A 12,265-nucleotide genomic window follows, 5' to 3' on the forward strand; every position below is an offset into this window, starting at 1 on the left:
AAAGCGCCTAACGGCGCTTTTTTTCTGTTTGTTTGACCCGTCCTAAATAAGGTTTATTGAGCAAACGTTTTAGTTACATGCGCAGAAAAGTCATCAGCACCCATAAAACCAGTAACACGGCGTTGAGTTAACTCATTACCTGATTTGTCAAAAAATAGAATTGATGGTAACCCGAATATTTCAAAATGCGACATCAACTCAACACTATCTGTTGAACCAGTATCAGTTAAATCAATTTGTAGTAGCACAGAGCCAGCAAGAGCATTTTGTACGTTTGCTTCAAAGAAGGTGTATTCTTCAAATTCCTTACAAGCCACACACCAGTCAGCATAAAGATCAACCATCACCGTTTTTCCCTCAGCATTAGCTTTTGCAATTGCTTGATTCATTTCAGTTAAGTTTTTCACGTGTTCAAAACCATGTTGCGGAGTTTGTTGTGAAACTGAAATTTGTGCTGTTGGATAAACCAATTGATAAGCTTTGTTCGCACCCAAAAAGAAGATTAAGAATATTATGATGCTACGTAAACCGAAACCAAATGTTTTCGCTGAGTCTTGGTTTACCGTATAAAAATAACCGGCAGTTGCTAAAACAAGCACAATCCACATTACGTCAATAACTAGAACAGGTAAGAAACGTTCAAGTAAGAAAATTGGCACAGCAAGTAGCAACAAGCCAAAAATGTTCTTAATAACATTCATCCAATTACCCGCTTTAGGCAGTAATTTACCACCTGAACTACCTAAAATAAGTAGTGGCAAGCCCATGCCTAAACTTAAAGCGTACAACGCTGATGCGCCTAATAGTATGTCGCCAGATTGAGAAATATATAACAGCGCACCTGTTAATGGCGCAGTAGTACACGGTGATGCCACCAAACCTGAAATAGCCCCCATGACTAAAACACCAACATATGAGCCACCTTTTTGACTACTGCTGACTTGGTTTAACTTGTTCTGCCAGCTGCTGGGTAAAGCTAAATTAAATACGCCAAACATTGAGAGTGCTAAGAAGATAAATAATACACTTAGGGCAATTAACACTACGGGATGTTGAAACATTGCTTGAAATTGCGCGCCAGCAATAGCCACTACAATACCAAGTATGGTGTAGGTTACTGCCATACCTTGCACGTAGAAAAAGGATAATGTGAAGGCTTTTTTAGTCGATAATTTATCACCTTGACCGACAATGATTCCGGTTAAAATTGGATACATTGGGAATACACATGGAGTAAAAGATAGCAATAAACCACCAACGAAAAACGCGGCTAAAGTTAACCAAACACTGTCACTTTTAAGCATGTCAGCTAATTGGTGTTGTTCGCTACTACTTGTTTCCGTTTCAGTTGAGCTATTGCTTGTGCTAAGGGCGCTTAATACCGCGTCATTAGCTGAAGTTGTTTTGATTACTTCAGTTAAATCTAGCGTTTTCTTAGTTGGCGGGTAACATAAACCTTTTTCTGCACAACCTTGGTAACGAATGATGATATTGGCGTTATCACTCGCTTGTGCAATATCGATAGTAAAATCGAGTTGGCCAGTAAATATTTGCTGAACACCAAAAAATTCATCTTCGTGATGCTCGCCTTCTGGCAAATTTACCGGAACAATAGTCGCATTGTTAACGGTGAATTTAAATTGATGGCGGTAAAGGTAGTAGCCGTCAGCAATATTAAAGCTAACCTGTAACTTGTTTTTTTGCTGGTGAAAATCAAAAATGAATGCATCATCAACTTTTAAAAACTCGTCGTCATTACTAAACAATGACGCCGGAGCATTAAAAATTGAATCTTGCGCATGTACCACTGGTACATGACTAAAAGATAGGCAAGTAAGAATTAACCAAAAAACAGCAACAATTTTTTTCATAACCGTTATTTTAAAGACTCATTAATCCAGTTTAAGTATTGATGATCGCCTTGCTGGATGTTCAACGCGATAACTTCAGGAGTGTCGTACGGATGTAATTGCTTAATTCTATCATTAAGCAATTCAAAATATTCACATTTACTTTTTATGAATAGCTGTACTTCTGTCTCTCTGACTATATTTTCTTGCCACAGGTATACCGAGGTAATGTTCGGTAAAATATTAACACAAGCGGCAAGCTTCTCTGTTACTAATTCATCTGCGATTTTTTGTGCTATTGCAGAAGTTGGACAGGTGCACAACGTTACTTGATACATTATCAAAGACCTCAATAAAAAACTTATTTTGTCGCAATCTTATATTATTGTAACAATGTAATTGACTGTTTATTGCACTTGCTCAATAAAATGAATAACAAAAAACAAAAGTTCAATTAAGTGATGTCACGTTTTTCAGTGTGTAAATATGGCCCATGTCAGTTAATTAGCTGAACTAAGTCGGCTGAAAAGCACCTAAAATCATTGTTCGGTTGAAAAAGACCCGTGAACCCCCATATAAGTTTCACTAAAGATTATTAGGAGCGACTATGTTTCGTCTTTTATTTGTACTTTTTATTATTATTCCTATTATCGAAATCACTGTGTTGATGCAAGTCGGCGCCGTTTTTGGGTTATGGCCAACTATTGCTATTGTTATTTTTACTGCTTGGTTAGGGGCTAAGTATGTTCGCCAACAAGGGCTTTCAACCTTGAACTCTGTGCAAACCAAAATGGCTCAAGGACAAATGCCGTCTGACGAAATAGTGACTGGATTAATGTTACTCGTTGCGGGCGTATTTTTGGTAACACCTGGCTTTGTTACTGATTTTTTTGGCTTGAGTTTATTAATTCCTGCGGTTCGAAATACTATTGTTAATAGTGTTAAGTCACAGCTTAAAACTAATGGTGCTGGTGGCCAGCATTTTCAGTTTCATACGCATAGTCATGTTCACAACCAAGAGCAAAGCCAAGACGATTTTGCTCAACAACAAGAAGCACCCTTTCAAGAGCATATTCAATCACCTCATAAAGGCCAAACCTTAGACGGTGAATTTGAGCGTAAAGATTAAAATTCTTAAGATGGGGCTTGTGAAGTTTTTTTTAATCCCCATCTTACTTTTACAAGTAAATAGTAATAAAACTAAATTCTTTATTTTTTATTAAATAGAACTTCCCAGGAGAAAGAAATGAGTATTCGTCCATTACACGATCGTGTGATCATTAAGCGTAAAGCAGTTGAGTCAAAATCTGCTGGCGGTATTGTATTAACAGGTAGCGCAGCTGAAAAATCGACACGCGGTGAAGTTATTGCTGTTGGCAACGGCCGAATTCTAGAAAACGGTGAAGTGCGCGCTTTAGACGTAAAAATTGGCGATCAAGTGATCTTCAGTGAAGGCTACGGCATGAAGACTGAAAAAATCGACGGTGAAGAAGTACTAATTTTGTCAGAAGCTGACATTTTAGCCATCGTAGAATAATAGACATTATCTATTAACCACTCATTTTATTGTATTGATCTAAATCGATACAAAAACAGAATTTAAGGAGTCATTAACATGGCAGCAAAAGACGTATTATTCGGCAACGATGCACGCGCAAAAATGCTTAAAGGCGTTAACGTATTAGCAGACGCAGTAAAAGTAACATTAGGCCCTAAAGGTCGTAACGTAGTATTAGATAAATCATTTGGTGGTCCAACAATCACTAAAGATGGTGTTAGCGTTGCGAAAGAAATTGAACTTGAAGACAAGTTTGAAAATATGGGCGCACAAATGGTGAAAGAAGTTGCTTCTAAAGCCAATGATGAAGCAGGAGACGGTACAACAACGGCAACTGTTTTAGCACAAGCTATCGTAAACGAAGGTTTAAAATCAATTGCTGCCGGCATGAACCCAATGGATCTTAAACGTGGTATCGACAAAGCGGTTGTTGCTGCTGTTGAAGCGTTAAAAGATTTGTCACAAGAATGTGCTGATAATAAAGCGATTGAGCAAGTAGGTACTATTTCTGCTAATTCTGACCAAACTGTTGGTCAAATCATTGCAACAGCAATGGATAAAGTGGGCACTGAAGGTGTAATTACTGTTGAAGAAGGTCAAGCACTAACTGATGAGCTAGACGTTGTTGAAGGCATGCAATTCGACCGTGGTTACTTATCGCCATATTTCATCAACAACCAAGAAAGCGGTGCTGTTGAATTAGAAAACCCATTCATTTTATTAGTAGACAAAAAAGTGTCTAATATCCGTGAATTATTAACAACACTTGAAGGTGTTGCTAAAGCGGGTAAGCCACTATTAATCATTGCTGAAGATGTTGAAGGCGAAGCGCTAGCAACATTAGTTGTCAACAACATGCGTGGTATCGTTAAAGTTGCTGCTGTTAAAGCACCAGGTTTTGGCGACCGCCGTAAAGCTATGTTACAAGACATCGCTACATTAACTGCAGGTACTGTTATTTCTGAAGAAATTGGTATGGAGCTTGAAAAAGCGACTTTAGAAGACTTAGGTCAAGCTAAACGTGTTGTTATCTCTAAAGACAACACAACTATCATCGACGGTATTGGTGAAGAAGCTGAAATTCAAGCACGTGTTTCACAAATTCGTGGCCAAATTGAAGATTCATCTTCTGATTACGATAAAGAAAAACTTCAAGAACGTTTAGCTAAATTAGCTGGCGGCGTTGCTGTTATCAAAATTGGTGCTGCAACAGAAATGGAAATGAAAGAGAAAAAAGCTCGTGTTGAAGATGCACTTCATGCAACTCGTGCTGCAGTTGAAGAAGGTGTTGTTGCCGGTGGTGGTGTTGCATTAGTACGTGCTGCTGATGTCATTAAAGACCTTGAAGGTATCAACGAAGACCAAACTCACGGTATTAACGTAGCTATTCGTGCAATGTCTGCACCTTTACGTCAAATCGCTAATAACTCAGGCGATGAAGCCTCAGTGGTATTAAACGAAGTACGCAACGGTGAAGGTAACTACGGTTACAATGCTGGTAACAGTACATACGGTGATATGTTAGCAATGGGTATTCTTGACCCAACTAAAGTAACCCGTAGCGCATTACAATTTGCTGCCTCAGTTGCTGGTTTAATGCTAACGACAGAAGCCATGATCACCGATGCTCCAGTTAAAGATGCTGGGGCTCCTGCAATGCCTGATATGGGCGGCATGGGTGGTATGGGCGGAATGGGCGGTATGATGTAATAGATTTTAAATCTATAACTGAAGCTCTAACCATTTAAACGAAAGCCTGAATAGTGATATTCAGGCTTTTTTGTTATGAATTAATTTTGCTTTTGAAGTTACTCGGGAGCAGTTATTAACGATTTATCAAGCTACAACTGGTGGCCATTTATATGCGTATTGCAAAATTGCAATCGAGATCACAATTTCTACACCAGTTAAAAATAGATAGAACGCCCAACCACCAGATAAGTTTACTCCGATAAGCAAGATTATATAAAACATCGGTAATATTATATTTAGCCAACGATTTACTTTTGGTTTTAGTACTAAGGTGAAAAATATCATGGCACTAGGTATTACCATGAGAAATGCGACGGCAAAAAATTCTAATTGAGTTTCAGTCGTTGCTTTAACTTCCATCGCTTCAAGCAAAACTCCAGGTATGTAAATTTCTATATAATCGCCGTATACATAGCAAAACATAATCGTTACCCAAAGCGCTGAAATTTTCAGTTTTACGTTTATTTGAAGGTCTTCAAAAACTCTTACTGTACTATTTATTGAACTCACTTCTATCTCCAATTTTCTGTTTGTCGCGTCACCTATTTAATAGAAAATAGGTGTTGGTTAAGGTAATTGATGAAGGAAAATGTCAAAGTTTGTAATAACTTTCCCCAACGATAAAGTAGTCATAATACTTTTTGTACGACTCCCTTTCGGCTAAAAAATAATATGCTTTATAAAAAGTTATGTCGTCCGAGACTAGAAGCGCGGACACTTTTTTGTATGGATTTATGCGGATAATGAAGTAGAGTTAAACACTTAAATATTTAAGTGTATTAAAAGGTATGGAACTTGGCCGACCCTATAGTAATGACTCTCACCTTGATTATGATTGGACAAATATTATTAAGTGTTCCCGTACTTCTAACTAGAGCAAAAGAATCTGTAATATATCTACCGTTAGTGCTTTTTTTATTCGCCATTTGCATCTTAGCAATACTGCCATTAGTTCACGTCCAATTTTCTAGTGGTTATCAAATTTATAGCGCAATAGCATTCCCAAGTCTTTTTGTGTTGTGCCCGTCCTTATGGTTTTATGTTGAAGGAGTTACCGCTGAAAAACCTTGGGAATTGAATATAAAGCAAGCTCGTCATTTTGTTTTATTATTGCCGGCAGTGTTAGTTAGCATGATGATATTGTTTATGCCAAAAGATATGCATACTGCAATATTTATTGATGATTTGGAGGTGTTAGAGCCATTCGCTATCACCTTAATGGTAAGCCTATTAATTATGATACTTCTTTGGCTCGGGCAATGCGTTTATACGTTTTTTCGTATTACTCGTCGTTTAGTTACTTATCGAAAGCAGCTAAAAAATGTATTTTCTAATAATGAAGGTAAAGAGCTTAAGTGGATGAACTGGCTATTACTCGTTGCTATTAGTACCTGGCTATTTTCTTTAGTTACAGTGCTCACTTCAAACCTGTTTGACAGTTTTCTATTCAGTTTAAGAGCAGAGAGCTTACTTTCGTTGCTATTAGTATGGAGCTTGATTCATTTTGGTTTGCAGCAAAAACCAGGCTTTGTTGGTTCGAATGACGAAGTAACAGAAGATTTAGCGTCTCAAAATGATAATGAAGACTCCACATTAGATGCCCCAACAAAATATCAGCGCTCAGCGCTAGATACAGAGCAATCAAAACGTATTGCAAATAAAATAAATGATATTATGGAAAAAGAAAAGCTCTATTTAGATTCAAGTTTAACTCTGCAAAAACTTTCAAACTATGTAGCTATTTCTCCCAACTATATTTCTCAAACGCTTAATGAAACGTTATCTATGAATTTTTTTGATTTCATCAACAAATGGCGTATTGAGGCGGCTAAACCGAAAATATTGACGAATCAAGATACTGTCCTTAATGTCGCACTTGCAGTTGGTTTTAATGCTAGATCTTCTTTTTATAAAGCGTTTAAACAAGAGACAGGGAAAACCCCAAGTGAGTTTCGTAAGCAATATAGTTCAACACTGAAAACCACAAATTGATCTCTCAGAGTTTCAGAAACATATATTTTTAAGAGCACAAAAAATAGGTAAGCTTTTGAGGTATTAAAAATTAGTTTTGGTGAAGAAGTGGCTAGAAACTGAGCTGTGTTTATTACCATAAAGGGCAAGGAGAGATGATGTTTTTAACATTAAATATGTCTCCTAGTATTAATGTAAGTCTGTTGTCATAAACAGTATAATTTTTTCTCTGGAAAAAAATATTTACTTCTAAAAATATTCAATAAATCAATGTGATTTTGTGTTCTTATTTGAGAGTATGTTCATAGTAGCACCATAAAATGCTTGCTTTTAAAGGTTAAGTGTTTAGTTTGTAGAAAAATAGATGGTGAATTATTCGTTTGAATAAGTGAATAAATAAACAAAAATAGTAAAGGGTATTATTTATGAAAGCAAAGTTCCATGTCCATTCATTAACACTTGCTGTAGCAGTCGCACTTGGCAGCCCAATAGCATTTGCACAAGAAGGTGATGCAGAAACTAAGCCGGACGAAAAGATTGAAAAAATTTCAATCTTGGGTTCACGAGTTGCAAACCGTACGGCAACAGAGTCAGCGGTACCTATTGATATTATTGATGCAAAGTCGCTTACCAAAGGTGGCTTTACCGAGTTAGGACAAAGTTTACAAGCAACTGCGCCTTCTTTTAACTTTACCCGAACACAAGTTTCTGATGGCTCAGATTTATTTCGCCCCGCAACTTTACGAGGTTTACAGCCGGATCAAACATTGGTGTTAGTGAACGGCAAACGCCGTCATAACCAAGCTATTTTTGGCCTTAACGGCACGGTGGGGGCCGGTGCTGCTGGTACCGATATGAATGCTATTCCGGTGAGTGCATTAGCTAATATTCAAGTGTTACGAGACGGTGCTGCGGCTCAGTATGGCTCAGACGCTATAGCAGGTGTTATTAACTTATCCTTAAATGATAGCACCGGCGTTACCACTGGCTTTATTCAGGGGGGCGCAACAAGTGAAGGAGATGGCGATAAGTTAAGCATAGGGCTGAATCGAGGCTTTGATATTGGTGATGATGGTGGTTTTATTAATTTATCATTTGAGTACCGTGATTATGACGGGGTTAATAGAGCAGAAAAAGATAGAACGGGTTCTTCGACGATAGCGCCAGGTGAGCTGTCTGACACCGTACGCTGGGGAATGGGGGATGCAGCTTCTGAGTTTGTTTCAACATTTTTCAATATGGCTATTCCGTTAAGTGCAAGCAAAGAGTTCTATTCTTTTGGTGGTTTTTCAAATCGAACCGCGTTAGGTAATGGTTTTTTCCGAGCATTTAATTCTGCTGCTCAGAATGTTCCACAAGTGTACCCTGATGGTTTTTTACCGCGTATTGATAACGAGGCTGAAGATACTTCATTAGCGGCCGGTATCCGTGGTGATATCAATGATGATTGGGCTTTTGATGTCTCGGTAGTTCATGGTCGTAACAAATATGATTTTGATTCAAAAAATACGCTTAATGCTTCCTATGCTGCTGAATATTTAGCAAACAACCCTAGTGCAAGCGATGCCGACATTGCCGCAAACTCCGGTCCTACTTCTGGGTATTCTGGTGGTTTTCGCTTTGATCAAACCACATTTAATGTCGACTTTTCAGGTACGGTCGATATTGGTGCCAATGATGAATTGTATGTTTCATTTGGCGCCGAATACCGTGATGAAAATTATGAAATTGTGCCAGGTGAAGAAGCATCTTATGCTTGTGGCCTAGCGAATACGAGTAGTTCATTTCCATCGGTTATCGATCCCGGTACCTTCGCGGGTTGTGGTTTTCAAGCTTACCCAGGGTTACGTCCTGACGCTGCCGTAGATGCTAGTCGTGATAGCTACGCATTTTATGTTGATGTCGAAATGAATATCACTGATCAGTGGAATGTTGGTGGAGCAGTGCGTTACGAAGACTTCTCTGACTCAGGTGATGATTTAGTAGGAAAGTTGTCAAGTCGCTATGAAATAAGCGACGATCTTGCGATACGCGGTGCTTTATCAACAGGCTTTAGAGCGCCTTCGTTGCAGCAAAGTGCGTATACTGCTTTTACAACTAATCTTGGCCCAGGTGGCGTGTTGTCACCATCATTTACGGCAACGGCTGGCTCACCATTCCCAGCGGCACTGGGTGTTGATGGTCTTGAATTGGAAACAACTAAAAATGCTAGCATTGGTTTTGTTTTCAATGCGACTGACGAAATTACCCTTACAGTTGATGCCTACCGTGTAGAAATTGAAGATCGAATCACTTTAGGCAGCTTACTTAGCCCTGAACAGGTGGCCTTTAATCCTGCTGCAGTTGAAGCACTTGCAGCGACTGGTGCTGATCAAGCGAATTACTTTTCAAATTCGGTCGATTCAACTACCCAAGGTGTTGATATCATTTTAAGCTACGATACGACGATATCGGAAGGTAAGTTCAGCGCGACGTTTGCTGGTAATATTAACGAAACAGAAATCGATCGAGTGAATAGTCCTGAAGGGATACCTGAAGAGGTTTCTCTTGATGCTCTGCAACGTAGTTTCTTGGAAGACGGTCAACCGAAACAAAGAGCGACGTTAACTTTTGATTATGAACGTGGAAAATGGAGCTCTGTGCTTCGAGCTAATTACTTCGGTGAAACAGATGTTACCTACTTTGGTAATGATCATATTGGCTTGCCTGGATTCTTGTCGCCAACAGGAGAATTCAAACCGACCAGTGTTGTTGAGTCGGCAGTATTAATAGATTTTAATGTTTCTTATCAGCTAACTGATAGCTTAGCCTTGGTTGTTGGTGCTGATAATATTTTTGATGTCACTCCTGATGAACTAGGAGAAGATGAAGCGTTAGACTTTATTACTCAAGGTGCCTTTAAATATCCGGTACGAGCCGTACCATATGGTTTTAATGGTTCAAGTTACTTTGCTCGTGTTAACTTCTCTTTCTAAAGCAACCCGTCAAACGATGATGTAAGCTGTGAAAGTTTAACAAGATGGTAGGTAAATAAAATACTCACACAATGTGGGTATTTTTCTTTTAGCTAACTAAAGGATAAAGGCAGGTAAAATGGTGCAGCAAAGTATTGAGCAATTATCATTAGAACAGCTAAATAAAGAATATTCTCCTAGCAGTTGTATTGAAGATATCAACGTTTATATTCAGCAATACGTGGAGCAAAGTCGTGTTGCCAAAGATAAGGCCTTCGCGTTAGAAAAACTACATAGCAACCAATACTATGGTCAGGGTGAAGCGCAACGACTTGACCTTTATTTACCTTATGAGCAGGCTAAACGGCGCTTAATGGTTTATATCCATGGCGGCTATTGGCAAGAGCTTAGTAAAGAAGAGTCGAGCTTTGCTGCAACAAATTTTCAACAACAAGGTTTTCACTTCGCCGTGCTTGACTACACGCTTGCGCCCGATGTCAGTATTAGTGAGATTGTTGAGGAAAGTCGTCAGGCGATTACTTGGTTGCATCAAAATGCGGCACGATTTGGCTATGATCCCGAACAAATATACCTTTGTGGTAGTTCTGCTGGTGCTCACCTTGCGATGATGATGTTGCAAACTCAATGGTCTAAGTATATCGCTGATTATCAAAGCTTTGCTGTTAAAGGAGTTTGTGCTGTCAGTGGTATTTATGATCTTCAACCATTGTTGCCAACCTATGTCAATGATGCACTAAAAATGGATCGTCAAGAAGCTAAAAACAATAGCCCCGCTTTACGGCCTTTGTGTTCTTTAGCGAACACTGTGCCGGTGATTATTGCTTTTGGTGATATTGAAACCAGCGAGTTTAAACGACAAAGTGAAATAATGGCTGAAAAATTAACCGCTCATGGGGTTGATGTGAGGTTCAAAGAAATTGTTGAACGTAATCATTTTGATGTCATTCTTGATCTTGGTGATAAATCAACTTGGTTGTCTCAGCAGGCCATCGCTATGATGAGCTAGTGGCTTGTGTTTTTTTTAGTATATTGGTCAGCAATTTGGCTGATTTTTCTACATTGCTATTTTTAAGATAAACCAAGTGCCAATATATTTTTAAGCCATTTTCCCCGATCGGCATGGTTTTGATTTCACCATCGATAAGGTAGGGGGTGATGAGTTGCTTCGACATAATGGTTAAACCCATATTAACTTTTACTAACTCAATAATGGCTTCATTAAACCCCACTTGCACGACTTTATAAGGTAAAACATTGTGCGGTTTAAAGAAAAGTTCGTATTCTCGGTCTTTTTCTGGAATGGCTGAGTTTGTTATGTAAGTTTCATTAGTGAAATCTTCTGCATTCATAAATGCTTGCGCGGACTTTTTATGCTTGCTTGATAAGCAGGCGCACAGTTCATCTTGTAAAATAAAGGCGGCGTCATAATCATTTTTTTTAATATTGAGTTGCTTGTCTTTACTTGATATTAAGGCGATGTCTACGTCGCCATTGTAAAGTGAATCAAGCGGGTTTTTCGCGGCTTCTGCGGTGATCTCCAATTCAATATTCGGTAATTCTTTATGAAAGTAACGTACTACCTCTGGTAACCATTTAAATGAGGCATAATGTGGTAAGCCAATACGTAGCACTTGGTCAATACCATCACTCAAGCGGGCAATGTCGTATTCTGCACGTTCAAGTTCTTCAAGTATTTTTATTGCTGATTGTAGTAGGCGCTTACCAGCCGTGGTGATGACCAATTTGCGTTTACGCCGAGTAAATAAGTTAATATTTAGGCGGCGCTCAGCTTCGCGAATTCTGTTGCTTAAGGCCGGTTGAGTAATAAAAAGCTTTTCAGCCGCTTGCTTGACTGTGCCTGATTCAGCAATGGTACATATCATTTTTAAGTGGCTAATACTCAGCTGACTTTTGTTCATTAAAATAACTTTTATGATTAATACGAATACGTTTTATGAATCAAATGGTAGAAAATGTTTGATTTTTATTATGAGTTAACATACTGAACCTGCATGGTAATAGCAATTTAAAAATCTTACTAAACTTGAGTTGATGCCGCCCTTAACTAGGAGTTTTTTACCGAACAGGGCTATTTTTCAAAGACTAATTAACATAGTAACGGTTTATATTTTCTATACATAAAGGAAATCTAAGTAATA

10 protein-coding genes are annotated in these 12,265 nt (G+C 38.5%); 6 read left to right on the top strand and 4 right to left on the bottom strand.

What is annotated here, in order from left to right:
* Positions 1-53 precede the first annotated feature (53 nt).
* Complete coding sequence (locus B7C41_RS09925) at positions 54-1,871, bottom strand: protein-disulfide reductase DsbD (RefSeq protein WP_085298782.1); 1,818 nt, start codon at positions 1,869-1,871, stop codon at positions 54-56.
* 5 nt (positions 1,872-1,876) lie between these two features.
* On the bottom strand, positions 1,877-2,188 hold the full coding sequence (gene cutA / locus B7C41_RS09930; RefSeq protein ID WP_085298783.1) for a divalent-cation tolerance protein CutA: 312 nt from the start codon (positions 2,186-2,188) through the stop codon (positions 1,877-1,879).
* A 269-nt stretch (positions 2,189-2,457) separates the two neighbouring features.
* Between cutA and B7C41_RS09935 the strand changes: the two genes are divergently transcribed.
* The 3 genes from B7C41_RS09935 (at position 2,458) to groL (ending at position 5,118) form a co-directional block, all read left to right on the top strand.
* A complete protein-coding gene (locus B7C41_RS09935) occupies positions 2,458-2,979 on the top strand; it encodes an FxsA family protein (protein ID WP_085298784.1) in 522 nt (173 codons plus the stop codon).
* A gap of 117 nt (positions 2,980-3,096) precedes the next feature.
* Positions 3,097-3,387: a co-chaperone GroES gene (locus B7C41_RS09940; RefSeq protein WP_085298785.1), complete on the top strand. Its 291-nt coding sequence runs from the start codon at positions 3,097-3,099 to the stop codon at positions 3,385-3,387.
* 78 nt (positions 3,388-3,465) lie between these two features.
* Positions 3,466-5,118 (top strand): chaperonin GroEL, encoded by a 1,653-nt coding sequence (groL, locus tag B7C41_RS09945; protein ID WP_085298786.1) that lies wholly within the window; start codon positions 3,466-3,468, stop codon positions 5,116-5,118.
* 126 nt (positions 5,119-5,244) lie between these two features.
* On the opposite strand, the gene B7C41_RS09950 is transcribed toward groL, so the two are convergent.
* A complete protein-coding gene (locus B7C41_RS09950) occupies positions 5,245-5,670 on the bottom strand; it encodes a DUF6326 family protein (RefSeq protein ID WP_085298787.1) in 426 nt (141 codons plus the stop codon).
* Positions 5,671-5,955: 285 nt separating this feature from the next.
* Between B7C41_RS09950 and B7C41_RS09955 the strand changes: the two genes are divergently transcribed.
* The 3 genes from B7C41_RS09955 (at position 5,956) to B7C41_RS09965 (ending at position 11,112) form a co-directional block, all read left to right on the top strand.
* Entirely contained in the window at positions 5,956-7,152 is a 1,197-nt protein-coding gene (locus B7C41_RS09955) for a helix-turn-helix domain-containing protein (protein ID WP_085298788.1), read from the top strand.
* A gap of 404 nt (positions 7,153-7,556) precedes the next feature.
* The gene (locus tag B7C41_RS09960; protein WP_085298789.1) at positions 7,557-10,106 is read left to right on the top strand and encodes a TonB-dependent receptor plug domain-containing protein; all 2,550 of its coding nucleotides are present in this window, start codon (positions 7,557-7,559) and stop codon (positions 10,104-10,106) included.
* Between the two features lie 118 nt (positions 10,107-10,224).
* Positions 10,225-11,112, top strand: a complete 888-nt coding sequence (locus tag B7C41_RS09965; RefSeq protein ID WP_085298790.1) for an alpha/beta hydrolase — start codon at positions 10,225-10,227, stop codon at positions 11,110-11,112.
* Here the strand turns inward: B7C41_RS09965 and B7C41_RS09970 are convergent.
* Positions 11,099-12,025, bottom strand: a complete 927-nt coding sequence (locus B7C41_RS09970) for a LysR family transcriptional regulator (protein ID WP_085298791.1) — start codon at positions 12,023-12,025, stop codon at positions 11,099-11,101. The two genes, B7C41_RS09965 and B7C41_RS09970, sit on opposite strands and share 14 nt — an antisense overlap.
* Positions 12,026-12,265 lie beyond the last annotated feature (240 nt).

The sequence above is a fragment of the Cognaticolwellia mytili genome, assembly GCF_002104475.1.
Taxonomy (GTDB): Bacteria; Pseudomonadota; Gammaproteobacteria; order Enterobacterales; family Alteromonadaceae; genus Cognaticolwellia; species Cognaticolwellia mytili.